Annotated in this window: 18 protein-coding genes; 13 read left to right on the plus strand and 5 right to left on the minus strand. The window is 59.8% G+C overall.

Features of this window, described 5'->3' with window-relative positions; genetic code table 11:
- The first annotated feature begins 51 nt into the window (after positions 1–51).
- The 4 genes from BLS41_RS18405 to BLS41_RS18420 are packed head-to-tail and all read left to right on the plus strand — an operon-like array spanning position 52 to position 4,365.
- Positions 52–1,389: an MFS transporter gene (locus BLS41_RS18405; protein WP_074767382.1), complete on the plus strand. Its 1,338-nt coding sequence runs from the start codon at positions 52–54 to the stop codon at positions 1,387–1,389.
- A gap of 22 nt (positions 1,390–1,411) precedes the next feature.
- A complete protein-coding gene (locus tag BLS41_RS18410; protein WP_074767385.1) occupies positions 1,412–2,587 on the plus strand; it encodes an L-rhamnonate dehydratase in 1,176 nt (391 codons plus the stop codon).
- Between the two features lie 31 nt (positions 2,588–2,618).
- Positions 2,619–3,620 carry a 4-hydroxythreonine-4-phosphate dehydrogenase PdxA gene (locus BLS41_RS18415; protein ID WP_074771037.1) on the plus strand — a complete coding sequence of 334 codons (1,002 nt, stop codon included), beginning with the start codon at positions 2,619–2,621 and terminating at the stop codon, positions 3,618–3,620.
- 19 nt (positions 3,621–3,639) lie between these two features.
- Entirely contained in the window at positions 3,640–4,365 is a 726-nt protein-coding gene (locus BLS41_RS18420) for a haloacid dehalogenase type II (RefSeq protein ID WP_074767388.1), read from the plus strand.
- Between the two features lie 34 nt (positions 4,366–4,399).
- Here the strand turns inward: BLS41_RS18420 and BLS41_RS18425 are convergent, their stop codons facing one another.
- Complete coding sequence (locus tag BLS41_RS18425) at positions 4,400–5,422, minus strand: LacI family DNA-binding transcriptional regulator (protein ID WP_074767391.1); 1,023 nt, start codon at positions 5,420–5,422, stop codon at positions 4,400–4,402.
- A 204-nt stretch (positions 5,423–5,626) separates the two neighbouring features.
- Here BLS41_RS18425 and BLS41_RS18430 point away from each other — a divergent pair, with 204 nt between their 5' ends.
- From BLS41_RS18430 to BLS41_RS18455, 6 genes are all read left to right on the plus strand, one after another.
- Positions 5,627–6,766 (plus strand): ABC transporter ATP-binding protein, encoded by a 1,140-nt coding sequence (locus BLS41_RS18430; protein ID WP_074767394.1) that lies wholly within the window; start codon positions 5,627–5,629, stop codon positions 6,764–6,766.
- A 133-nt stretch (positions 6,767–6,899) separates the two neighbouring features.
- The gene (locus BLS41_RS18435) at positions 6,900–8,159 is read left to right on the plus strand and encodes an ABC transporter substrate-binding protein (RefSeq protein WP_074767397.1); all 1,260 of its coding nucleotides are present in this window, start codon (positions 6,900–6,902) and stop codon (positions 8,157–8,159) included.
- A gap of 64 nt (positions 8,160–8,223) precedes the next feature.
- Positions 8,224–9,129 carry a carbohydrate ABC transporter permease gene (locus BLS41_RS18440; RefSeq protein WP_074767400.1) on the plus strand — a complete coding sequence of 302 codons (906 nt, stop codon included), beginning with the start codon at positions 8,224–8,226 and terminating at the stop codon, positions 9,127–9,129.
- Between the two features lie 19 nt (positions 9,130–9,148).
- Positions 9,149–10,000 carry a carbohydrate ABC transporter permease gene (locus BLS41_RS18445; protein WP_074767403.1) on the plus strand — a complete coding sequence of 284 codons (852 nt, stop codon included), beginning with the start codon at positions 9,149–9,151 and terminating at the stop codon, positions 9,998–10,000.
- Positions 10,001–10,038: 38 nt separating this feature from the next.
- Positions 10,039–12,003: a beta-galactosidase gene (locus BLS41_RS18450; RefSeq protein WP_074767406.1), complete on the plus strand. Its 1,965-nt coding sequence runs from the start codon at positions 10,039–10,041 to the stop codon at positions 12,001–12,003.
- A 114-nt stretch (positions 12,004–12,117) separates the two neighbouring features.
- The gene (locus BLS41_RS18455; protein WP_074767409.1) at positions 12,118–13,293 is read left to right on the plus strand and encodes a glycoside hydrolase family 53 protein; all 1,176 of its coding nucleotides are present in this window, start codon (positions 12,118–12,120) and stop codon (positions 13,291–13,293) included.
- A gap of 68 nt (positions 13,294–13,361) precedes the next feature.
- On the opposite strand, the gene BLS41_RS18460 is transcribed toward BLS41_RS18455, so the two are convergent.
- Complete coding sequence (locus BLS41_RS18460; RefSeq protein WP_074767412.1) at positions 13,362–13,691, minus strand: hypothetical protein; 330 nt, start codon at positions 13,689–13,691, stop codon at positions 13,362–13,364.
- 658 nt (positions 13,692–14,349) lie between these two features.
- Between BLS41_RS18460 and BLS41_RS18465 the strand changes: the two genes are divergently transcribed.
- Entirely contained in the window at positions 14,350–15,435 is a 1,086-nt protein-coding gene (locus tag BLS41_RS18465; protein WP_143026312.1) for a hypothetical protein, read from the plus strand.
- Between the two features lie 105 nt (positions 15,436–15,540).
- On the opposite strand, the gene BLS41_RS18470 is transcribed toward BLS41_RS18465, so the two are convergent.
- The 3 genes from BLS41_RS18470 to prpR all read right to left on the minus strand — a co-directional run bounded on the left by BLS41_RS18470 (position 15,541) and on the right by prpR (position 20,554).
- Positions 15,541–16,899, minus strand: coding sequence for an MFS transporter (locus BLS41_RS18470; RefSeq protein ID WP_074767418.1), 1,359 nt, complete (start codon positions 16,897–16,899; stop codon positions 15,541–15,543).
- A 69-nt stretch (positions 16,900–16,968) separates the two neighbouring features.
- Complete coding sequence (locus BLS41_RS18475; protein ID WP_074767420.1) at positions 16,969–18,189, minus strand: porin; 1,221 nt, start codon at positions 18,187–18,189, stop codon at positions 16,969–16,971.
- A 403-nt stretch (positions 18,190–18,592) separates the two neighbouring features.
- Positions 18,593–20,554 carry a propionate catabolism operon regulatory protein PrpR gene (prpR, locus tag BLS41_RS18480; protein WP_074767423.1) on the minus strand — a complete coding sequence of 654 codons (1,962 nt, stop codon included), beginning with the start codon at positions 20,552–20,554 and terminating at the stop codon, positions 18,593–18,595.
- Between the two features lie 219 nt (positions 20,555–20,773).
- Between prpR and prpC the strand changes: the two genes are divergently transcribed.
- On the plus strand, positions 20,774–21,943 hold the full coding sequence (gene prpC, locus BLS41_RS18485; RefSeq protein WP_074767426.1) for a bifunctional 2-methylcitrate synthase/citrate synthase: 1,170 nt from the start codon (positions 20,774–20,776) through the stop codon (positions 21,941–21,943).
- A 284-nt stretch (positions 21,944–22,227) separates the two neighbouring features.
- Positions 22,228–24,825 carry a Fe/S-dependent 2-methylisocitrate dehydratase AcnD gene (acnD, locus tag BLS41_RS18490; protein WP_074767428.1) on the plus strand — a complete coding sequence of 866 codons (2,598 nt, stop codon included), beginning with the start codon at positions 22,228–22,230 and terminating at the stop codon, positions 24,823–24,825.
- The last annotated feature ends 33 nt before the right edge of the window (positions 24,826–24,858 follow it).

Raw genomic sequence — 24,858 nt, forward strand, 5'->3', positions numbered from 1 at the left:
GCGGATAACACCGAGACGCGGGCCGATTAAAAAAATCCAGGAGACAAATGAATGACGACGATTGCCGGTCCGGCGCTCGACAGCGCGATTGCCAAAGCGCGCACGAGACTGCTGCCGTTTCTGATCCTGATGTACTTGCTGGCTTTCATCGATCGCGCCAATGTGGGCTTCGCGAAGAACGTGCTTCAGGCCGATACCGGTTTGAGCGACGCGGCTTTCGCATTCGGCGCCGGCATCTTCTTTGTGGGTTACGCGGTATTTGAAGTGCCGAGCAATCTTCTCATGTACCGATTTGGCGCACGTGTGTGGATGAGCCGGATCATGGTCACGTGGGGCATTGTTTCCGCGTGTACCGCGCTGGTTCACGACGCATCGAGCTTCTACATTCTGCGCACGCTACTCGGCATTGCCGAAGCGGGCTTCTTCCCCGGCATCATTCTCTTTCTGTCGAACTGGTTTCCGTCGAAGATCCGCTCGCAGGCCCTGGGCATGTTCTATTTCGGCTTCCCGCTTGCCATGCTGCTTGGCAGCCCGGTGTCGGGCATTCTGCTCGATACGGGTAACCCATTCGGTATGCATCCGTGGCAGTGGTTGTTTGTTGTCGAGGGTCTCGCGGCGTCGGTGGTTGGCGTCATCGCGTACTTCTATCTGACGGACCGTCCGTCGAAAGCATCGTGGCTCGATGAAGCGCAACGTCAGGCGCTCGATGGCGCATTGCAGAAAGAAGACGAACATAAGTTGGCGCATGGTCCGGCTTCAGTTATCGGCGCATTGCGCGACTCACGTGTGCTGTTCTGCGGCCTGATCTATTTCGCGGTTCAGATGAGCGTGTACGGCGTGGTGTTTTATCTGCCGACTCGCATTGCAGGACTCACGGGCGGACATGTCGGCACAAAAGTCGGCTTGCTGACCGCTATTCCGTGGATCGTGGCAATCGCCGGCACGTTCGTGGTCACTCGCACGGCCGACCGCTACGGTCATCACCGGACATGGGCCGCGGCCATGCTCGCACTCGCGGCGGTGGGTATCGGTGCAAGTGCGCTCACGTCGTCGGTCACGCTCGCGATTGCGGCATTCTGCGTCGCCGGAATCGGCTTTGTCGCCGTACAGCCGCTCTTCTGGACGCTGCCGACCGGTTATCTCGGCGGCGCGGCGGCCGCAGGCGGTATCGCGCTGATCAACTCGATCGGCAATCTCGGTGGGTTCGTCGCACCCAATCTGAAGGGGCTGGCCGAACACCTTGCCGGTTCCACCCAGGCCGGCATGCTGTCGCTCTCGGCAGTCGGCCTGATTGGTGCCGTACTCCTGCTTACTTTCCGGATGACGCCAGATTCATCCGCAGCCATTTCCCATCGCCCTGTACCGCTCGGCGAACGCCCGGGCCACTAAATTTTTTCGAGGAATCAACGATATGAAAATCAAGCATATCCGCACGCGCGTCTTTGAATGGAAGGGTAAGGTCGTGCCACCGCAAGCGCATTTCTGCACAAATGCGGTAGATATTCTTTACGAGCGCGGCGATGCAATGGGGTCGTTCCGTTTCCACGGCTGGCTGGTGGTGGAAATCGAATGTGACGACGGCACGGTTGGCATTGGTAATTGCGCGCTTGCGCCGCGCATCGCCAAGCAGATCATCGACGAATACCTCGCGCCGATTGCAATTGGCGAAGACCCGTTCGATAACGAGTACATCTGGCAGAAGATGTATCGGCGCACGCTTGCGTGGGGACGCAAAGGAATCGGCATGGCGGCGATTTCGGCTGTGGATATCGCGCTGTGGGACATCATGGGCAAGGCGGTGAAGAAGCCGGTGTTCAAATTGCTGGGCGGCCGCACCAAAGAGAAGATCTGGTGCTATGCGTCGAAGCTCTATAACAACGACGACCGCGATGCATTTCTCGGCGAGGCTCAGGGTTATCTGGAAGACGGTTTCACCGCGATGAAAATGCGCTTCGGCTACGGTCCGAAAGACGGCCCGAAGGGAATGGCAAAAAACATCGAACAGGTACGCCTGTTGCGCGAACTGGTCGGCGACGAAGTCGACATCATGCTCGAATGCTATATGGGCTGGACGCTCGAATACGCGCGACGCATGCTGCCCCGCCTCGCCGAATTCAACCCGCGCTGGATCGAAGAGCCGGTGATTGGCGACGACGTGGAGGGCTACCAGGAACTGAAGAAGCTGAACATCATGCCGATCTCCGGCGGCGAGCATGAATTCACGAGTTACGGTTTCAAGGATCTGCTCGAGCGTCGCGCGATCGACGTGATCCAGTACGACACGAACCGTGTCGGCGGCATTACGGCAGCGCGCAAGATCAATGCGATGGCCGAAGCCTGGTCGGTGCCGGTGATCCCGCACGCGGGTCAGATGCATAACTATCATCTGACCATGGCGAGTACTGCGAGCCCGATGTCGGAGTTCTTCCCGGTGTTCGATGTGGAAGTCGGCAACGAATTGTTCTACTACATCTTCGACGGCGAGCCGCGTCCCGAGAAAGGTTTCCTGCAATTGTCGGACGACACGCCGGGCCTCGGCATTACATTGAGCGACAAGCATCTCGCCGATTTCAACATCGTCGAATAAGACGTTGCGCTACACGAACAGGATCATCAATATGAATCCACGTATTGCAGTTCTTCTCGGCGATCCCGCCGGCATCGGCCCGGAACTGATCGCACGTTTGTTGTCGAAACCTGCGAACCGGGCGCGCGCCGAGCTTCTTATCATCGGCGACCGGCGTGAGCTTGAAACCGGCATGAAGATCGCGGATCAACGCTTCGAATATCAGGTAGTAAATAACGCCGAAGCAGCATTTCAGCAAACAGGCGTACCCTCGCTAATCGATTTTCGTCTGACCGACGACGAGCCTTTCGAACGCGCGACATCGACCGAACGCGGCGGACGTTACAGTCTCGACGCATTCAGAAAAGCACTCGCGCTGACGCAGAAGAACGTCACGCAAGGGATGCTGTTCGCGCCGGTCAACAAGACCTCGCTGCATATGGCTGGCATGGAAACCGGCGACGAAATGGAATGGTTCGCGCGGCAACTCGATTACCCGGGCAGCTTCTGCGAATTCAACGTGCTCGATGAGTTGTGGACCTCGCGCGTCACGTCGCATATGGCGCTCAAAGACGTCAGCGAAAAATTGTCGGTAGAGCGGATAGTCGGTGCAGTGCGGCTGATTCACGACGGCCTGAAACGCGCGGGCAATCCGGCTCCCCGCATCGCAGTGTGCGGGTTTAATCCGCACAATGGCGACAACGGCGCTTTCGGACGTGAGGAAATCGACGTGATTGCGCCTGCCGTCGAAGCTGCGCGCGAACTCGGCTACGATGCACAAGGACCGTTTCCCGCCGACACGATCTTCGTTCGCGCTCGCGACCAGAAGGCATTTGACGGCGTGGTGACGATGTATCACGATCAAGGCCAGATCGCGATGAAGCTGATGGGTTTCTGGCGCGGCGTCACGGTACATGGTGGCTTGCCTGTGCCGATCGCGACACCGGCGCATGGCACCGCATTCGACATACATGGGCAGGGGAAGGCCGACGTCGGCGCGACACAGAAGGCTTTCGACATCGTGACGAAGATGGCGATGGATCGAATGGGTTGAACAACCGCGAGAAACAGGCATGCAACTGACTGACTTCGACACGCTTACCTTTGATTGCTACGGCACCTTGATCGACTGGGAGACCGGTATCTTCGAAGGATTGCGGCCGCTTCTCGAGCGTGTCGAATCGCCGCTCACGCGCGACCAGGTACTTGAGGCGCATGCGCGGCACGAGTCGTCGCAACAGAAGTACACGCCGCACCGGCGTTATCAGGAGTTGCTGCCTGTCGTGTACAAGCGTCTTGCTGAAGAATGGCAGACGCCGTACACACTGGCCGAATGCGTTGCATACGGCCAGTCCATTCGCAACTGGCCCGCATTCGACGATTCAGCGGACGCGCTGCGTTATCTGAAGCAGCATTACAAGCTCGTCATTCTGTCGAATGTCGATAACGAGAGCTTTGCGTTTAGCAACGAAAAATTGCAGGTTGAATTCGACGCGATCATCACGGCGGAAGATGTCGGTTCCTACAAGCCGTCACCGCGCAATTTCGAATACATGCTGGAGAAGCTGGCGGAACGCGGCCTTCATAAGGACAAGATTCTTCACACCGCCGAGAGCCTGTTTCACGATCACAAGCCCGCGAACGAATTCGGACTGGCTTCGTGCTGGATTTATCGACGGCACGCGAAAGAGGGTTTCGGTGCGACGATGAACCCCGGCTCGCAGCCGAAGATCGACTTTCGCTTCAACAGCATGGCTGATTTCGTGAAAGCGCACGAGGCACAATTGCGCAGGCAATAGTGTTCGATCGGTGTGCTGCTGCGGCGTGCGCCGATCACAAATAACCCTTCCTGCAGGGCCCCGTTGATGCCCGGACCACCAGTTCCGGCGGTGGACCGATCACCATCGACGGCGATTGCTCAGGTGTCTGGATCAACCGGATCAGGCAGTCAATCGACAACTCCGCGATTGCCGCTGTCTGGATCGCGACGGTCGTCAACGCCGGGTGAACCTGATGCGCGAGTTGAATGTCGGTAATGCCGATCACCGACACGTCGTCCGGTACTCTGCGGCCCAGCGTGATCAATGCCTGCACGGCGCCGATCGCGAGCAGGTCGTTGGTCGCGAAAATCGCGCTCAGGTGCGGCCGGTTCGCCATCAATTGCATGCACGCGGCGTAGCCCGCGTCGATCGAGTCGCGGATTTGCAGCACCGCCGCTGCATCCGCTTCGATGCCGGCGGCGCGCATGGCCGCGCGAAAGCCGTTTGAACGCGCATCCTGCAAACCGCCGCAACCGTCGCCGATCAACAGGCCGATTTCACGGTGACCGAGTTCGAGTAGGTGCCGCGCGGCCAGTTCGCCCGCCAACGCGAAATCCACGGCAACGCAGGGCAGAGCAGGAGGCGATTCGGGGTGTTCCCACATCGCCAGCAAAATCGGCGCGCTATGCGTGGCCGACGCGCAGAGATCGTTGATCGCGATGTCCGTGTTCATCACCAGCACGCCGTCGGCCAGCGTGCCCGCGATCTGGTTCAGATACGCGCGGCCGATCTCGGCGTCGTCGTCGGTATTGCAGACCATCAGGAAATGGCCCGTTTTACGCGCGGCGCGTTCTGCGGCCAGCACGAACTCCGGATAGAACGGGTTCGAGATATTCGACAACATCAACGCAAGCGTCGACGAGCGACCCTCGGCCAATGCGCGTGCATTCAGATTGGGCCGGTAACCCAATTCGTCGATTGCTTTCAGCACGCGCTCGGCCGTTTCCGGGCGCACTTTCTCGCGATTGCGCAGCACGTTCGAGACGGTGGCGGCAGTGACGTGCGCGCGTTTCGCGACTTCAGACAGCGTGACCATATTCGAGTTATCCCATATTTAGGGAAAGTGATTCAAATGTTGCAAGCGTGCGCCGACGTTGATAAGTTTCTGAAAAACATCCAGGAGACACCCGCCATGACCTTTTCCCTTAAACTCGAATTTAAGCGATTAAATGCCGACCGCACAAGGCCCGGCTGCTTATTTTTTTGTAAAATTTAAGCGGTTAAATCCTACGGAGGCAGCATGGCGACAATTCGTTTGACGGACGTGCAGAAGTCATACGGCGATCATCCGCCGGTGATCCGGCGCGTCAATCTCGAGATCGCGCAGCACGAGTTCTGTGTATTTCTCGGCCCGTCGGGTTGCGGCAAGTCGACCCTGTTACGGATGATCGCCGGTCTGGAAGACCTGAGCGAAGGCGAACTGCATATCGGCGGAAAGCTGGTGAACGATGTGCCTTCGGCACAGCGCGGCGTGGCAATGGTGTTCCAGAGCTACGCGCTGTTCCCGCATATGACCGTGTTCGACAACATGGCGTTTGGCCTGAAGCTCGCGAAGCAGCCGAAGGACGTGATCGATCGCAAGGTTCGCGAAGCTGCGCGCATCCTGCAACTGGACAGCTTGCTGGATCGCTATCCGAAAGCATTGTCAGGCGGTCAGCGGCAACGTGTTGCGATTGGCCGCGCGATTGTGCGCGAGCCGGGCGTGTTCCTGTTCGACGAACCGTTGTCGAATCTCGACGCTGCGCTGCGTGGCCAGACCCGCGTCGAAATCGCGCGCCTGCACCAGCGTTTTGCGGATGCGAGCGTGGTCTACGTGACACACGATCAGGTCGAAGCAATGACGCTCGCCGACCGCATCGTGTTGCTGCATGCAGGCGCCGATGCTGAGCGTTACGGCAGCATCGCGCAGACCGGTGCGCCGCTCGAGTTGTATCACCACCCGAAGTCGCGTTTCGTGGCGGGTTTTATCGGCTCGCCGCGGATGAATTTCATCGATGCAACGGTTGATTCGATTGCACCCGGCAGCGTCACCGTGACGTTGCCGCAAAGCGGCGAGAAACTGGTCGCCAACGTCGACGGCCAGCGTCTTCAACGCGGCCAGAAAGTTACGCTCGGCGTGCGGCCGGAGCACTTGCGGCTCGACGGCGACGAGCAGTTTGTTCAGTGCGCGACGGTGTTGTCCGAGCGACTCGGCGAGCACAGCTACATTCACGCGGATCATGCCACCGGCACGCTGATCGCCAAGGCCATCGGCGATACGCCTATCGGTTCGGGGGAGCGCATTCGCATTCACGTTCCGCCTTCCGCGTGTCATCTGTTCGACGCGGACGGGATCGCTCTGCGGCGCAGTGCGTTCGAGCCTGAACGCGTGGCCGCGTGAACGGTCGGGTAGGGTGCTGAACTTTGCATCGACGGGTTCAGCAGGTTGAATTCCGCCACAGAGCGGGTTACTTCGCTGGCAGCCGTGCGCAAACGCTCGCTGTCAGTCAACAAGGTAGTCAAGGAGACACAAGATGATTGCTCTTCGCCTTCGCCGTTTTGCCCAGTTGTCGGTTGCCGCCGCACTGGTCGCCGGCACCTTCGCCAGCGTGTCGGCCGATGCCGACGCCGCCACGCTCACCGTCAACGTATCGGCGCGCGGTAATCAGCGCTCGACATGGCAGGACGCGTTCGACCAGTTCAAGAAAGCCAATCCCGACATCGATCTGAAAGTGACGTACATCACCGAGGAAGCGTACAAGGTGCAGATGGGCGGCTGGCTCGCCACCGATCCGCCTGATGTGGTGTCGTGGCACGACGGCGAACGCATGGCGTATTACGCGCAGCGCGGCCTGCTCGAAGATCTGTCGCCGGACTGGAGCAAGAACGGCTGGTCGCAACAGTATGCGTCGGTGAAGGAAGCATCGACGTATAAGGGCAAACAGTACGCAGCGCCGCTCGGCTACGACGCGTATGGCTTCTTCTATCGCAAGGATCTGTTCGAGAAGGCCGGCATCAAGAGCGAGCCGAAAACGTGGGATGAGTTTCTCGAAGCGAACAAAAAGCTGAAGGCAATCGGTGTTGCACCGATTGCCGTGGCCGCGCGCGATAGCTGGACGCTCGCCGCGTGGTTCGACTATCTGAACCTGCGTATTAACGGCAATGCGTTCCATCAGCAATTGATGGCCGGTGAAATTCCGTACACCGATCCGCGCGTGAAGAAGGTCTACACCACGTGGAAGACGTTGATCGACGATCACTACTTTATCGACAACGCGCTGTCGTACGATCTCGATTCGATCGCACCGTTCCTCGTGAACGGCAAGGCGTCGATGATGCTGATGGGCACGTTCTTCTCGGCAAGCATTCCACCGTCGATCAAGGCGCAAACCGGCTTCTTCCGATTCCCGGTAATCGACGCGAACGTGCCGATGGCCGAAGACGGCCCCGTCAACGTGCTGCTGGTTCCGGCGAAGGCAAAGAACAAGGCCGACGCGCGCAAGTTGCTGGCCTTCATGGAGCAGCCGAAGATCAACGCGGAACTCGCGAAGGGCTGGGGTCAACTGCCGTCGAACAGTCAGTCGGCTGAACCTGAAGATGCAATCTCGAAGGTCGGCTTTCAGACGCTCGCGAATACGAAGGGCGGCATTGCGCAGTTCTACGACCGCGACATGCAGAAGGAAATGGCCGACGAGGGCATGAAGGCGATGCAGCAGTTCTATAGCGATCCGTCGCAGCTCGACACGGTGCTCGCCCACCTCGAAGCAACGCGCAAGCGCATCTATCAGAAGTAATCCCGAAGTGCCGGCCATGAAGCATGGCCGGCACTCGCCTTAGATTTCCGACGAGGCTCGATCCATGTCTCATTCCGCAGCGAGCCGCCTACCCGCGGCCCGGCGCCGTCACGCCTCTACGACGCGCCGTCATCAGCACCGTGCCGCGTTTTTCTTTCTGTTGCCGGGCTGTGCATTGTTTTGTCTGTGCGTGGTTTATCCGATTATCAGCAGCATCTCGCTCAGTTTCTTTAACTGGGACGGAATGACGCCAAAGACCTTTATTGGTCTCGGCAATTACATTGAGCTATTTCATTCGGATACGTTTTATACGGCGTTGAAGAACAACCTGATCTGGCTTGCGCTATTCCTGCTGGCGCCACCGCTTGGTTTGATGTTCGCGCTATATCTGAATCAGCATGTCCGTGGAATGCGCGTCGTGAAGTCGCTTTTTTTCGCGCCTTTTGTGCTCTCGGGCGTGGTGGTCGGGTTGGTGTTCAGCTGGTTCTACGACCCTGGATTCGGTCTTCTGCGATTGATCGTCGGCCATGGCATTCCGGTACTTGGCGATCCCCATACAGTGACATTCGGGATTATTTTCGCTGCACTCTGGCCGCAAACGCCGTTCTGCATGGTGCTGTATCTGACGGGGCTGACGGGTATCAATCCTGAAGTCGTCGAGGCGGCGCGCATGGAAGGCGCGAAAGGTTTGCGTCTCTTGTGGCACGTGATTCTGCCGCAGTTGCGCCCCGCGACTTTCATGGCCGTCGTGCTGACCGTGATCGGCGCATTGCGCAGTTTCGACCTGATTGCGGTGATGAGCGGCGGTGGTCCTTTCGACAGTTCTACTGTGCTCGCCTATTACATGTACGACCAGGCGATCAAGTACTACCGCGAAGGTTATTCGGCCGCAATTGCCGTCGTGCTGTTCGCCATCATGCTCGTCTACATCGTGTTCCATCTTCGCCGCATGCTGCGCGAAGAGCGCTGATTTTCAGGAGTGATGTGTCATGTATCCGCTTCCCGTTGAACGCTGGAAACCGCTCAATCGCGCGCTTTATAAAGTGTCGTTGCCGATTTCTCTGCTGATCTGGCTATTGCCGATGCTCGCCGTTCTCGTGACGTCGATCCGTTCTTCCGACGAGTTGTCGCAAGGCGATTACTGGGGCTGGCCGAAGCATTTTGCGCTGATCGAAAACTACGGCACCGCACTCACGCAAACGCCGATGCTGCATTACTTCACGAATAGCGTGCTGATTACGGTGCCTTCGGTGATCGGCGCAATCGTGCTGGCGTCGATGGCGGGCTTTGCGTTAGCGACCTACAAATTTCCCGGCAATACAGCGGTGTTATTCGCATTCGTCGCCGGTAATTTTGTGCCCATCCAGATCCTGATGATTCCCGTGCGCGACATGGCGCTGAAAGTGGGACTCTTCAACAGCGTGTGGGCACTGGTGATTTTCCACGTGTCGTTCCAGACTGGCTTCTGCACGCTGTTTCTGCGTAACTTCATCAAGCAGTTGCCGTTCGAGATGATCGAGGCGGCGCGCGTGGAAGGCGCGAGCGAGTGGATGGTTTACTGGCGCATCGTATTGCCGCTGATCCGTCCGGCCCTCGCCGCGCTTGGCATTCTGGTGTTCACGTTCGTGTGGAACGACTATTTCTGGGCACTGTGTCTCACGCAGGGCGACGACGCCGCGCCGATCACCGTGGGCGTCGCCGCGCTCAAAGGGCAATGGACGACCGCGTGGAATCTGGTCGCCGCCGGTTCGGTTCTCGCCGCATTACCTTCCGTGCTGATGTTCTTCGCGATGCAACGGCATTTCGTCGCCGGCCTGACTTTTGGTGCGAGCAAAGGCTGAGCGCCCGCTCGACGTCAACTAACAACGAGACTTCTCTCATGCAACTTGGTGTGTGTTATTACCCGGAACAATGGCCGCGCGACATGTGGGCCGACGACGCAAAGCGTATGGTCGAACTCGGCATTACGCATGTACGTATCGCTGAATTCGCGTGGAGCCGAATGGAGCCGCGCACCGGCGAATATGAATGGCAATGGCTCGACGAAGCCGTCGAAACGCTCGCGAGCGCGGGGCTGAAACTCGTGCTCGGCACGCCGACCGCGTCGCCGCCGAGGTGGCTGATCGACGCGCATCCGGACGTGTTGCCGGTACGTGCCGACGGAACGCGCTGGAATTTCGGCTCGCGCCGTCATTACGACATTTCGAGCGAGACGTATAGGCGCGAATGTCTGCGTATCGTCGACGTGATGGCCGCGCGTTACGGACAGCATCCGTCTATCGTTGCATGGCAAACCGATAATGAACTCGGTTGCCATGAAACCGTGCCGAGTTACTCGCCGGCCGCACTCGAACGTTTCCAGAAGTGGCTCAAGCAGCGCTATGAAACCATCGCGTCGTTGAATGACGTCTGGGGCAATGTGTTCTGGAGCATGGAGTACCCGTCGTTCGAATCGATTGGTTTGCCGAACCTCACGCCGACCGACGCGAATCCGATTCACCTGCTCGACTTCCGCCGCTTCATGTCCGATGAGGTATCGAGTTTTCATCGCGAGCAGATCGATGTATTGCGAGCTCACGCGCCGAATGCGGATTTGCTGCATAACTTCATGGGCTTTTTCACCACGTTCGACCATTACGATTTCGCGAAAGACAACGCGATCGACGTCGCGACCTGGGACAGCTATCCGATCGCTCGCACTGAATCGATCGCATTGCCTGAAGAACAGAAAGCGCGATATGCACGCACCGCGCATCCCGATGTTTCCGCATTCGATCACGACCGTTATCGCGCCATTGGCGGCGGCCGTTTCTGGGTGATGGAGCAGCAGGCGGGTCCGGTCAACTGGGCGCCGTGGAATCCGGTTCCCGCGAAGGGCATGGTGCGTTTGTGGGCGTATGAGGCGTTCGCGCACGGCGCGGAACTGGTGTCGTATTTCCGCTGGCGTCAGTGCCCGTATGCGCAGGAGCAGATGCATTCGGGGCTTAATCTGCCGAACAACGAGTTGTCGCCGGGCGGACTGGAAGTGCAGCAGGCGGCGCGCGAGATTGCGAATTCCGCAGCCTTGTCCACACTCGGTGCGCCCGTGCGTGCAGCTGTCGCGATTCTGTTCGATTACGAAACGCAATGGATGTTCGAGATTCAGCGTCATGGCAAGACGTTCGATTATCAGACGCTGGTGTTCGACTACTACGAATCGCTGCGCGAACTGGGCCTCGATGTCGATATCGTATCGAGCCGCGCCGATCTTTCCGGGTATCGCCTGATCGTTGTGCCGAGCCTTGCTGTGATCGACGACACACTCGTTGCGCAGATCGAGCGCAGCGACGCGCAATGGGTTTTCGGCCCGCGCAGCGGCTCCAAAACAGAAGCCTTTGCGATCCCCGGCAACTTGCCGCCGGGCGCACTGCAGCGCGTTCTGCCGATGCAGGTGCTCGAAGTCGAATCGCTGCGGCCGTCGCTGACGCCTGCGTTGTCGGTCGGCGGCGCGAACGGCACGGCGATCTACTGGCGCGAGCATGTTCGCGCCAACGGCGCGACCCGAGTCGTCGCGCAGTTCGACGATGAATGGCCCGCGATCCTCACGCACGGCAAGGTTCGATATCTGGCGGCGTGGCTGTCGCATGAGTTGCATCGCACGGTGCTGGAGCAGGCCGCTCGCGATGCGGGCCTCGAAACGCAATTGCTCGCCGATGGTTTGCGCATCCGGCGTCGCGGCGATCTGACGTTTGCGTTCAACTTCGGCGCACAGCAGGTGCAGGCGCCCGCGCCCGCAAATGCCGTCTTCGTACTCGGACAAGCCGGACTGAATACCGGCGATGTGTGCGTATGGAAAGACGCCTGAACGGAATCACGTCGTAAGAAGGTGTTGCTGGAAGATTGGCATTCAGTTTCAGACGCTTCAACCCGGACCAGGCAGCCCTGAGAGAGCTGCCATTCAATAGATGGAGGATGACGGATGAACCGAAGAGAAATGCTGGGATGGCTGGCTTCGACAGCGGCAGCGGCAGGCGTCGGCGCGACGGTGGGAGCACCCGCCGCAGCGTCGGCGGCGGAGCGCGAGCCGTCGGCGAAACCGCTCCATGGCAGCCGCTTTGCAATGGGTGCGGACGTGTCGACGCTGCTCGAACTGGAAGCGAACGGTGCTAAATTTTACGAGCACGGCGTACGGCAAGACTGTCTGCGGCTTCTGAAAGACCACGGTGTCGATTCGATTCGAATCAAGGTCTGGAATGATCCTGGCAATCCGAACTTTTTTCCTGCAGACCAGAGTCCTGCAGCCGGTTATAACAATGCAGAACATGTGCGAGTTCTGGCGCGTCGTGCTGCCGCGCTCGGACTGCGCGTACTGATCGATTTCCACTACAGCGACTGGTGGGCCGATCCGGGCAAGCAGTATCCGCCGCATGCGTGGGCCGGTAAGGACATCGTGGAAACCTGTGCGCTGTTGTACGAGTACACGTCGAATGTGCTGAAGATGCTGGCACACGACGGCGTTCGCCCGGAGTGGGTGCAGATCGGCAACGAGATCACTGGCGGCATGTTGTGGCCGCTCGGCAAGTACGATCAACTCGACAACCTCGCGCAATTGCTGAAAGCGGGACATGACGCCGTGAAGTCGGTCGACGAGCGCACCAAGGTCATGTTGCATATCGACAGCGGCGGCGACAACGCGAAGAGCCGCTGGTGGTTCGACGCGGCAACGCAACGAGGCGTGACGTTCGACGTGATTGGCCTGTCGTACTACCCGCAGTGGCAGGGTTCGCTGAGCGATCTGCAGAACAATGCGAACGATCTGGCGACGCGCTACGACAAGGACGTGATGGTGGTGGAAACCGCGTATCCGTGGACCACCAGCGATGGCGATTCCGAGCCCAACGCAATGACCAATGTCGGAACCTCGACTTTCCCGCAGACGCCGGCAGGCCAGGCGCAATTCCTCGGCGCGGTGACGGATATCGTGAAGGCGATTCCCGATGGTCACGGCAAGGGCGTGTTCTGGTGGGAGCCGGAGTGGATTCCGACGCCGAACGTCGGCTGGAAAGTCGGTGCTGGAGATCAGTGGGACAACAACACCGTGTTCGACTTCAAGGGTAATGCGCTGACGTCGATCGACGCGTTCCGCAAGCGCTGATTAGCCGCTGGCAAGCGCGGCGGCAGAGAAAAAATTCTCCGCCGCGCGAAGCTCGCCTGGGCCGCACATTACTGCGCGGCCTTTTGACCTTTTTGCTGATTGGCACACTCCGCCGACACCGCCATGCTCGCCTGATCGGGCGTCATGTGCGGCGCGTCGGGCGCATAGATTTTCTCGATGATCGCGTTGACCGCCTGACGGTCGGCGCTGTCCTGGTAGTACTTGGCCGCCTGATTGAGCGCCTGCGCCTTGGTCTTCTTGTGTGCGCGCCACGACGCAACCTGCCCGGCGATATCGCCGAGCGCAAAACATTGATCGCTGACTGTCTGCGCCACGGCCTGAGCGGCCGGTTGCGCGAGGCACACCGCCAGCAGCGCGGATACGACTACGCGTTTCATTACGGATCCTGTATTTAGATGAGCGACGGTGCGGCCGGGGAGCGACTGACGACTGCGGCGGCCGAAACGGTAAATAGCCGCGTAGTTTACCGGGAAGTGGCGGGGCGCGTTCTTTTTCGGGGATTGGAGGCGCCGCGTATCGGGCCTATCCGCAATGCGTGCGACGCCTTGTCGCAAAGAATGGGCCTTCTGCGCAGGGGCTTTCCCCGGGATGTTCGTATTTAGGGACGATCCGGCGGATGAGCGGATTTGCTATTTATCAATCGGATTGGCCTGATTTTAATTGTCGTTGTCAGTCCACATCAGATTGACTCAGCGCTTCATTTAAGCTAATTTTCGCGCTCGAAAGAAATTGTAAGTCGAGATCGACGAGAACGCATTCAGGCTGGGTTTGGGCGATGCCGGGGCATCGCGGTTGCGGTGAAAAACGCAACCCGGACTTCTAACCTGAGTTACTCATGAAATCAGAGCAAAGCTGGCGGCTCTGCGGCTCGCAACCGTGATGTCGCAGCCTTGTCGCGGTCATCAAAAAGAAATGAAAGCCCTGAATGGATAGTGCAGCATGAATATAAATAACAAAAATCGAACATTGGCCTTCTGTCGATTCTCAATCGTATTTGTCCTGCTGCTCATATGCGCGGGAAATGTCACCAACAGCGTGTTGCTGAAATTCGGCTTTCGCGACGATCACAAGGTAGAAGGCTACACACAAAGTCTCACGCTGGTCAGCATGATGGAGGGCACGGCTCCGCGTCCCTACGTGTACCGGTCGGCCTTTGCAAAGGCGGCGAAATATGCGGCCGGCCAGCTCAGCCCGGCGCTTCAGCAAAAACTGTTCAAGTCCATCAGCCGTTACGACTCGCTACGCCACAGCTATTTCAGCTACATTCCGGACCTGTACTGGACACCGGTCATCGCCCTGGCGTATCACCTCGTCTACTTTGCGGTGGTGCTGTCCACGATATTGACGCTGTTACTGGTCTATAAACTCGCGCGAATGAACGGACTTTCATTTGCTACGGCTCTCGGATTTCTGGCCGCCTTCAGTTTTATCTATCCGCTCACGTTTCAACAGGGTGGCTATTACTACGATTTCATCGAAATACTGGGTGCTTTCAGTGCCTGCTACTTCATGCTGAAACGCCGGATGATCGCTTGCACGCTGATCATTGCGCTGTTCTCGTTCAACAAGGAAACGTTCTTTCTGGTTCCTCTCGCGCTGCTGTTTCTACACACGAAGGAAGTGCCGATGCGCAACCGGCTTGGCTGGCTGGCGCTTCAGTTGGGATGCTGTATGGTGACCCGGCACTACATCATGAGCGGCTATGAATTGAATAGTGGCTCGTTTATTGAGTTTCACGCGAAAGAGAACCTGCTTTTCTGGCTCAATCCGGCTTCGTATACGCGTTTCTACAATCTGATTGCGAAAGGCATTTTTACGCCGAGTTTGCAGAATCCGCTGATCCTCGTGCCGGCCGCGGTGTATTTTCGCACTGCATGGCGCTCGACCGCGCCGCGCTACAAGCGCTACTTTTTCGCGGCGTTTCTTCCGGTCGCGTTTCTGTTCGCACTATTCGGCTATATCGACGAAGTGCGGGCCTTCTCGATAGCATTTCCCGCGATCGTGCTAATCGCACTGAATGGCGCGAACAAGTTTGGCCAGATCTTCACGGAGACGGATTTCGACAGGGCGCCTGCCGTATCGCGTGCACGCGTCACCGTGGAAGCATCCAGCGCAGTTTGACAAAGAAAAAGCGGTATCCCTCGACTTGATGGATACCGCCTCATTCAGCGTGTCTGGCGACGTTTGCGCGCCACGGCTGCTGCGCGCGCACCAGCCAGCATTCAATCAATGCCCGAACGACTCCGTCTTCGCGGCATTCCCCGTCGCCACATGCGGCCGTGCAGCCTGCTTGATCAGCAACGCCACGCACGCAATCAATCCCGCCACCGCGACCATCGCGAAAATCCCGCCAAACGTGAAGTGACGGCGCGTCAGTTCAGCCACCAGAAACGAACCGGCAATGCCGCCAAAACGCCCGATACCGAGCATCCACGCGACGCCGGTGCCGCGACCCTGGGTCGGATAGAACGCGGCGGCGAGTGCGGGCATCGACGATTGCGCGGTGTTCATCAACACCCCGGCGACGAACACGATAAACACCAGCGCGCCCACATTGCCGACCGCCTGGCCGATGAAGTACACGCTCACCGCAGTCAGCGCATAGCATGCAGCAATGATGCGGTTAGCGTTGAATCGATCCATCAGCACGCCGCACAGCACCGCGCCAACGCCGCCGAGCGGGAACAGCGCCGAAATCAGCGTCGCGCGCGCGGGCGTAAGACCGGCGTCCTTCAGCAGGATCGGCATCCAGTTGATCGACGCATAGAAGATCACGAGGCCCATGAAGTAGGCCACCCACAGCATCACCGAGCCGACGATGTACGAGCGCGACAGCACCACGCCCAGACCCTTGCCGCCGGTTTGCGGCGCGGTCTCGGTCATCGTGAAGACGCCGGCTTGCACGGCGTCGCCGGAAATGCGCGCGAGCGCCGCGCGAATCCGCTCCACCGGCTTGTTGTTCGCCACCATGTAGCGCACCGACTCGGGCAGTTTGGTGAGCAGCAGGATCATCAGCAGAAGCGGGGCGATGCCGCCCAGCATCAGCACGCTGCGCCAGCCGAAATGCGGAATCATCCACGCGGCCAGGAAGCCGCCGAACGCCGCGCCTAGCGGAAAGCCGCAGAACATCAGGTTGATCACGGTCGCGCGACGACCGTCCGGACAGTATTCGCCCATCATCGTGACAGCGTTCGGCATAGCCGCGCCCAGGCCGACGCCGGTGATGAAGCGCAAGACGGTCAGTTCCTCGATGCTGGTCGAGAACGCCGAGCCGAAGCACGCTACGCCGAACAGCAGCACGGAGCCGAGCAGCATCGAGCGTCGGCCGAGCCGGTCGGATAGCGGCCCCGAACCGAGCGCGCCGCAAGCGAGGCCGAACAACGCGGCGCTCAGCACCGGCGCGAGCGCCGGTCGGGCGATGCCCCATTCGGAGATCAGCGAAGGCGCAATGAAGCCGATCGCGGCGGTGTCAAAACCGTCCAGCAGGACGATGATGAAGCACATGAAAAAGATCAGCCACTGGAACGGCGAAAACGGATGTTCGTTGATGAAGGTTTGAACGTTCACAGCGTTGCTGCGGTTCATATCGGGTCTCCTGATTGCGAAAAGGCCCGTCAATACGAGCCTTTTCTTTCTTATAGATCGTACGCCGTTTTAGAAGCGGTGCACGATGCCTACGCCCGCGGCAAACTGGCTGCGCGACGAGGACGGCGCGCTCTGGAAGCCGTCGCCGATCGTTGCCGTGGCGCTGATGACATGTCCTGCGCCTGCGTTGCCGAGCGTATTGCCGTTGGTGCGCTGGAATGCCTGCAACGCATAAAGGCCGGTACGCTTGGACAGTGAATAATACTCGGACAGATTGACCTGCTGGTACTGCGCGGAACTCGTGATGCCGTTGGCGCGCGTCGCACGAGTGTAGCTGTAGCCGGTTGCGAAATCCCACACGACCGACGGCTTCCAGTGCAGCACGAGCCCGCCCGTGTTGAAGATCGCCGTATCGTGGAAGCTCGAGCCGACGCCCGGAATGTACTGCACGTTCGAATACGCGCCCGAGATATCCCAGCCGTTGCCGAAGTTATAACCGCCCGTGACCGCGAAGCGCTGTTGCGCCTGCGCCGTCCGGTAACCGTTCGTCACCGCCGACACGCCAACCTGCTGGCCGTTGTTGCCCGCGGTCGACGCCGTGCCCCAGTCGCCGCCGCCTGGCGTCGAATTGTTGATCCGCATGATGCCGACCGCAATCCCGACCGGACCGTTGATGTACTGCGCCGCGCCGCTCCACGTTGAGCCGCTGTTGAAGCTGCCGGGCACGCCGCCGAGCGAATACGAACCGCTGAACGTGAAGCCGTACCATTTCGGCGACGTATAGACCAGCGAGTTGCTCGCGCGGTAGATCGTATCGAGCGCGTCGAGGTCGCCCGGATGCGCGCCGTAGAAACCGGTGAGCCACGTGGTCGGGCTATATGGCGACAGCATCGTGTAGTACGCGGTGTACTGGCGGCCTGCCTGGAACGTACCGTAGCTGTTGTTCGTCACGCCGATCCACGCCTGACGGCCGAACAGCGCGTTGGTGAACTGGGCGCCGCCGGTCGCCGAATTGAAGCCCGACTCCAGCTGGAAAATGGCCTTGGTGCCGCCGCCGAGATCTTCCGAACCCTTCAGGCCGAAGCGGCTGCCCGCCCATACCCCTTGCACCATCTTCGTGTTCGACCGGCCGCCCGAAGTCGCGCCGAGCGTCGGCGCCTGGCTGCTCTGATAGCCGATGCCGTTATCGACGATACCGTACAGCGTGACGTTGCTTTGCGCGAAAACAGGAGCGCTGGCGAATGCTGCAACTGCGAACGCGATCCGGGTCATGGTGATGGTGTGCTTCATGCTGCGTTCTCCAAATTCGATCTGCGAGAAGTCGGGCGACCGGGTCTTCGATAAATTATTTATTTGAAAATGTTCGTATCTAGAACCGAGATTCGTAAAGCGAACGATCGAACTGTAAGCAATCTGACAATGAAGGGCCAATGCGGGAATACCCGAGCGTGTTGCGTATGCACATCGAATGAAAAAATACGTGGACGGCGGGCATGGACAGACGGCCGCAAATGCCGTGTGCGTGGGGCTGGAGGGGAGGGAGACGGACAGGAGCGGAGCCGGTTTTTCGAGCCGGCGGGTATTCGGAAAGTTTCAATAAGCCATCGGAAAACTCACAACAAGCTTTTCCGTAGGAATGCCATCACTTTCTCTCGCCGGGACAGACACCCGGCGGCCGATGGCAACGCGGCCTTTATTCGCCGCGTCCCGCATTCAGCTTGCGCCACAACGTCGTTTTGCTGATACCGAGTGCCTTGCACACCGCATCGCGATCGCCTTCATGCGCTGCGAGCGCAGCGCGAATCTGATCGGCCTCCACGTGACGGCTGCTTTCGCGCAACGTCAGCGGAGTCTGTTTCGTGCGTGCCTGCTGTTCGATTATTTCGGGCGCGACGGTGCGTAGCATGTCGCGCGTGAAAACCGCTTCGCCTGCGGGTAACGTATCCGCATCGGCGAGTTCGACCGCAATGCGTTCGATCACGTTCTGCAACTCGCGCACATTGCCCGGCCACGTATAACGCCGCAACGGCGCGGCAAGCGTCGCGAGCACGCGTTCGGCGGCGGCTGCATCGGGCAGGCGCGCTGCGAGCCTCGGCTCGCGCGTCGCGGCTTGCAGCAGCAATTCGACGGCGAGCGGCAGCAGGTCGGAAGGACGTTCGCGCAGCGGCGGCAACGCGATGCTGAGAATGTTGAGCCGGTAGTACAGATCGGCCCGAAAACTGCCCGCCGCGATGCCTTCGGTCAACGCGCGATGCGTCGCCGCGACGACGCGAATATCCACGCGCATCGGCTCCGTCGAACCGAGCCGTACCACCTCACGTTCCTGTAGCACGCGCAACAGTCTGCTTTGCAGCGACAACGGCATTTCGCCGATTTCGTCGAGAAACAGCGTGCCGCGATGCGCGACTTCGATCAGCCCCGCCTTGCCGCCTTTGCGCGCGCCCGTGAAGGCGCCTTCTTCATAGCCGAACAATTCGCTTTCCAGCAATGCTTCGGGAAACGCGCCGCAATTGATCGCGACAAACGCGAAGTCGCGCCGCGCGCTCAACTGATGCATGCTCTGCGCGACCATTTCCTTGCCGGTTCCGCTCTCGCCGAGAATCAGCACGGTAGCGTCGGACCTCGCGTAGCGTTGCACGAGAGTCCGCACCCGTTCGATCGATTCCGATGCGCCGACGATATCGCCGAGCCGGTAACGCGCGCTGAACTGCTGCACGCGTTGCCGTGAACGCAACGTGCGATCGAGCCGTTCGACAGCGCGCGATTCCTGAAACGTCAGCACGGTTCCGGCCGCTGCGCCGCTGGTGGCGAGCGGTCCGCGATGCACGACGTAGCTCGCGCCACGTACCGTGCAGAACGTGTCGCCGTCCGAGTCCGGCAGACTGCCCGCGAGATCGGGTGCGAGATCGAGCAGCGCGCGGCCCACGGCTTTCGTCGCGTCGATGCCGAGCACGCTGGCGAGGCGCTGATTCATCGCTTCGACACGGCCTTGCGCGTCGAGTGCGACGACGCCGTCGCGCAGATGTTGCAGCAGATTGTCGAGCCGCTGTCGGCGCACCGACTCGCGCCGCGTGGCCTGCGCGACTTCGAGCGCAGTGTCGAACGCGGTGCGCACCGATGCGCGCGAATAGAGAAACACCGCGCCCATGCCCGCGTTGGCTGCGAGATCGGTGACGAGTCCGGGGCCGACCACCACGTCGACCCCGCGATCGCGCAGATCGAGCACGACGCTCTCCGCGTCCTGAGCCGACTGGTACGACGCGAACGTGACATCGAGCGCATACGCGGACGTGAAGCGCTGTACTTCGTCGGGCGCATTGCCGTGCGTGACCAGCGCGACCTTCGCGCCATCACGCCGCGCGCGGGCGAGCGCATGCATCACGTCGAAACCGGTCGGGTTGATCCGCACGACAGGCACCGACACACGCGTTTTCAGATAGGCGCCGTTCGAGCCGCCCGCGATCACGACATCGGGACGACCCGCGCCCGCGCCTTCGATCTCGCGCACCGCGTCTTCGAAAGCGTGCGACACGATGCGCAGATCCGCGCGTTCGACGTACTCGCCCGCGATGTCGAAAAACAGATCGCGCAGACGGCTGATGCTCAACGCCCAGATGCGCGGGCGCTGGGCGGATTCGAACGGAGTTGTGCTCAAGGCGGGCGGCTCGCGAGAGGCTTGGAAGGGTTCATCATTATGCGCGCGTCCATTTCCAATTTGAAATCGAAATTCCATTTGTGAAATCGCGCGCGGGCGGTGCCGTCAGGCCGTCTTTCATGAAATCAGGCACTTAGCGCAGGTGGGCGCGGCTGGCCCATTCTTTGCATTTAAGGGTTCCAGAGCCAACGCTACCCCCACAAATCTGGAGACATGCACATGAGCGAAGCAGACAACAGCACACCGGCCGCGGGCGCGTTCAAGCCCAAAAAATCCGTCGCCCTGTCCGGCGTGACGGCGGGCAATACCGCGCTGTGCACGGTCGGCAAGACCGGCAACGATCTGCACTATCGCGGCTACGACATTCTCGACATCGCGAGCGCGTGCGAATTCGAAGAAATCGCGTATCTGCTGGTCCACGAAAAGCTACCGACGCAGACCGAGCTTCAGGCGTATAAAACCAGACTCAAAGGCATGCGCGGGCTGCCCGCCAACGTCAAGGCCGCGCTCGAGTGGATTCCCGCCGCCGCGCATCCGATGGACGTGATGCGCACCGGCGTGTCCGTGCTCGGCACCGTGCTGCCGGAGAAGGACGGCCACAATCTGCCGGGCGCGCGCGATATCGCCGACAAGCTGATGGCGTCGCTCGGTTCGATGCTGCTGTACTGGTATCACTATTCGCACAACGGCAAGCGCATCGAGGTCGAAACCGACGACGATTCGATCGGCGGCCACTTCCTGCATCTGCTGCATGGCGTCGAGCCGTCGAAGGCTTGGGTCGATGCGATGCATGTGTCGCTGAACCTCTATGCAGAGCATGAATTCAACGCGTCGACCTTCACGGGGCGCGTGATTGCAGGCACGGGGTCCGACATTTACTCGGCGATCACCGGCGCGATCGGCGCATTGCGCGGCCCGAAGCACGGCGGCGCCAACGAAGTCGCGTTCGAGATCCAGTCGCGCTATCAGACGCCCGACGAAGCAGAGGCCGATATCCGCAGGCGCGTTGAAAACAAGGAAGTGGTGATCGGCTTCGGCCATCCGGTGTACACGATCTCCGATCCGCGTAACGTGGTCATCAAGGACGTGGCGAAAAAGCTGTCGAAAGAAGCGGGCAACACGAAGCTGTTCAACATCGCCGAGCGGCTCGAATCGGTGATGTGGGACGCGAAGAAGATGTTCCCGAATCTCGACTGGTTCAGTGCGGTGTCGTATCACATGATGGGCGTGCCGACGGCGATGTTCACGCCGATTTTCGTGATCGCGCGCACGGCCGGATGGAGCGCGCACATCATCGAGCAGCGGGTCGACAACAAGATCATCCGACCCAGTGCGAACTACACCGGACCTGAGAATTTGAAGTACGTGCCGCTTGCCAAACGCGTTTAATCGCGCGGCGTTTCTCCTCGATTGCATTTCCGGAAACGGCGATGCAACGAAGTTAGGCCTTGGCTCGTCAATACCCCGGGCCAGGGCTGTTTTTTGCGGAAACGGATGTGATCGCCAAGCCGCCGCCTGAGCAGCGAAACGCTCAACCGGCTACGCATCAACCAGCGATAAACTACCCAGACTGTCCGCCTGATCCACCAGCGCAATCCCGCTGGAAAAAAGGCTCGGCGGATTGCGAATGGCCGCCGCCATCGTCCCCGGATCAATACTGTTTTCACTACGCCATGAATACTGCAAACCGCAAACGCCTTCCCGGCACCTCGCTGGACTTCTTCGATACGCGTGCTGCGGTCGATGCGATCCAGCCCGGCGCTTACGATACATTGCCGTACACGTCGCGCGTGCTGGCCGAGAATCTCGTGCGCCGCTGCGATCCCGCCACGCTGACTGCGTCGCTCACGCAAATTATCGAACGCAAGCGCGAACTGGATTTTCCGTGGTTTCCGGCGCGCGTGGTGTGTCATGACATTCTCGGGCAGACCGCGCTGGTCGATCTCGCCGGTTTGCGCGATGCGATCGCTGCGCAAGGCGGCGACCCCGCGATGGTGAATCCGGTCGTGCCGACGCAACTCGTGGTTGACCATTCGCTCGCGGTCGAGTGCGGCGGTTTCGATCCCGATGCATTCGACAAGAACCGCGCAATCGAAGATCGCCGCAACGAAGACCGTTTCGATTTCATCAACTGGACAAAGCGCTCGTTCAGGAATGTCGACGTGATTCCGCCGGGCAACGGCATCCTGCATCAGATCAATCTCGAACGGATGAGTCCGGTCGTGCAGGTGAAAGACGGCGTGGCGTTTCCCGACACGCTGGTCGGTACCGACTCGCATACGCCGATGGTCGACGCGCTCGGCGTAATCGCGATCGGTGTCGGCGGACTTGAAGCCGAGAGCGTGATGCTCGGGCGTGCGTCGTATATGCGGCTGCCGGATATCGTCGGCGTGGAACTCACCGGCAAGCCCGGTGAAGGTATTACCGCAACCGACGTCGTGCTGTCGCTGACCGAATTCCTGCGTAAAGAAAAAGTAGTCGGCGCGTACCTCGAATTCTATGGCGAAGGCACGAGCAAACTGACGCTCGGCGACCGCGCGACGATCGCGAACATGGCGCCCGAATTCGGCGCGACGGCCGCGATGTTTTATATCGATGAACAGACCATCAAGTACCTCAAGCTCACGGGTCGCGACGATGAACTCGTGAAACTGGTCGAGACGTACGCGAAGGAAACCGGCTTGTGGGCCGATACGTTGAAGCGCGCCGAATACGAGCGCGTGCTGAGCTTCGATCTGTCGAGCGTGGTGCGTACGCTGGCGGGTCCGTCGAATCCGCATCGACGTTTGCCGGTTGCGGATCTGGCGGCGCGCGGGATTAGCGGCAAGGTCGAGAACGAGCCTGGCCTGATGCCCGATGGCGCGGTGATCATCGCGGCGATTACGAGCTGCACGAATACCAACAATCCCCGCAACATGATCGCGGCGGGTTTGATCGCGCGTAACGCGAACCGGCGCGGATTGACCCGCAAACCGTGGGCCAAAACTTCGCTCGCGCCGGGATCGAAAGCGGTGACGTTGTATCTGGAAGAAGCCGGCTTGCTGCCCGAACTGGAGAAGCTCGGCTTCGGCGTGGTCGCTTATGCGTGTACGTCGTGTAACGGCATGTCCGGCGCGCTGGACCCGGTCATCCAGAAAGAGGTGATCGAACGCGATCTGTATGCGACTGCGGTGCTGTCCGGCAATCGCAATTTCGACGGACGTATTCATCCGTATGCGAAGCAGGCTTTTCTCGCATCGCCGCCGCTAGTGGTCGCGTATGCGATTGCAGGCACGATCCGTTTCGACATCGAGAAAGACGTACTCGGTATCGACGCCGACGGTCATGCGGTGACGTTGAAAGACATCTGGCCGACAGATGAAGAGATCGATGCAGTCGTCGCGGCGAGCGTGAAGCCCGAGCAATTCCGTAAAGTGTACGAACCGATGTTTGCCGTTTCCGTCGATACCGGTGAGAAGGCCAATCCGCTTTACGACTGGCGCGAAATGAGCACGTACATTCGACGTCCCCCGTATTGGGAAGGTGCGCTTGCAGGCGAGCGCACATTGAAGGGCATGCGTCCGCTTGCCGTGCTCGGCGACAACATCACGACCGATCACCTGTCGCCGTCGAACGCGATTCTGCCTGACAGTGCTTCAGGCGAATACCTCGCGAAAATGGGCCTGCCTGAAGAGGATTTCAATTCGTACGCGACTCACCGTGGCGATCATTTGACCGCGCAACGCGCGACTTTTGCGAACCCCACGTTGAAGAACGAGATGGTGCTCGAAGACGGCAAGGTGAAGGCGGGTTCATTGGCGCGCATCGAACCCGAAGGCACGATCACGCGGATGTGGGAAGCGATCGAAACCTACATGGAACGCAAGCAGCCACTGATCGTGATTGCCGGGGCCGATTATGGCCAGGGGTCGTCGCGCGACTGGGCGGCCAAGGGCGTGCGTCTTGCCGGTGCGGAAGCGATTGTGGCGGAAGGCTTCGAACGGATTCACCGCACGAACCTGGTCGGCATGGGCGTGTTGCCGCTGGAATTCAAGGCGGGCGTGAACCGGCTGACACTCGGCATCGACGGCACCGAAACTTTCGATGTGATCGGCGAGCGCACGCCGCGCGCGGACCTGACGCTGGTGATTCATCGAAAGAGCGGTGAGCGTGTGGACGTGCCGGTGACGTGTCGCCTCGACACCGCGGAAGAGGTGTCTATTTACGAAGCCGGCGGCGTGTTGCAACGCTTTGCGCAGGACTTTCTCGAGTCGTCGAAGGCGGCGGCCTGAATGGCTGCATGCCGTTCGGCGACCAACGTAATT

The organism is Paraburkholderia fungorum (assembly GCF_900099835.1).
Lineage (GTDB): Bacteria > Pseudomonadota > Gammaproteobacteria > Burkholderiales > Burkholderiaceae > Paraburkholderia > Paraburkholderia fungorum_A.

Bases quoted from the DNA above. Each gene is read 5' to 3' on its own strand.
- BLS41_RS18405 (WP_074767382.1), top strand. From the start codon at position 52: ATGACGACGATTGCCGGTCCGGCGCTCGACAGCGCGATTGCCAAAGCG.
- BLS41_RS18410 (WP_074767385.1), top strand. From the start codon at position 1,412: ATGAAAATCAAGCATATCCGCACGCGCGTCTTTGAATGGAAGGGTAAG.
- BLS41_RS18415 (WP_074771037.1), top strand. From the start codon at position 2,619: ATGAATCCACGTATTGCAGTTCTTCTCGGCGATCCCGCCGGCATCGGC.
- BLS41_RS18420 (WP_074767388.1), top strand. From the start codon at position 3,640: ATGCAACTGACTGACTTCGACACGCTTACCTTTGATTGCTACGGCACC.
- BLS41_RS18425 (WP_074767391.1), bottom strand. From the start codon at position 5,422: ATGGTCACGCTGTCTGAAGTCGCGAAACGCGCGCACGTCACTGCCGCC.
- BLS41_RS18430 (WP_074767394.1), top strand. From the start codon at position 5,627: ATGGCGACAATTCGTTTGACGGACGTGCAGAAGTCATACGGCGATCAT.
- BLS41_RS18435 (WP_074767397.1), top strand. From the start codon at position 6,900: ATGATTGCTCTTCGCCTTCGCCGTTTTGCCCAGTTGTCGGTTGCCGCC.
- BLS41_RS18440 (WP_074767400.1), top strand. From the start codon at position 8,224: ATGTCTCATTCCGCAGCGAGCCGCCTACCCGCGGCCCGGCGCCGTCAC.
- BLS41_RS18445 (WP_074767403.1), top strand. From the start codon at position 9,149: ATGTATCCGCTTCCCGTTGAACGCTGGAAACCGCTCAATCGCGCGCTT.
- BLS41_RS18450 (WP_074767406.1), top strand. From the start codon at position 10,039: ATGCAACTTGGTGTGTGTTATTACCCGGAACAATGGCCGCGCGACATG.
- BLS41_RS18455 (WP_074767409.1), top strand. From the start codon at position 12,118: ATGAACCGAAGAGAAATGCTGGGATGGCTGGCTTCGACAGCGGCAGCG.
- BLS41_RS18460 (WP_074767412.1), bottom strand. From the start codon at position 13,691: ATGAAACGCGTAGTCGTATCCGCGCTGCTGGCGGTGTGCCTCGCGCAA.
- BLS41_RS18470 (WP_074767418.1), bottom strand. From the start codon at position 16,899: ATGAACCGCAGCAACGCTGTGAACGTTCAAACCTTCATCAACGAACAT.
- BLS41_RS18475 (WP_074767420.1), bottom strand. From the start codon at position 18,189: ATGAAGCACACCATCACCATGACCCGGATCGCGTTCGCAGTTGCAGCA.
- prpC (WP_074767426.1), top strand. From the start codon at position 20,774: ATGAGCGAAGCAGACAACAGCACACCGGCCGCGGGCGCGTTCAAGCCC.
- acnD (WP_074767428.1), top strand. From the start codon at position 22,228: ATGAATACTGCAAACCGCAAACGCCTTCCCGGCACCTCGCTGGACTTC.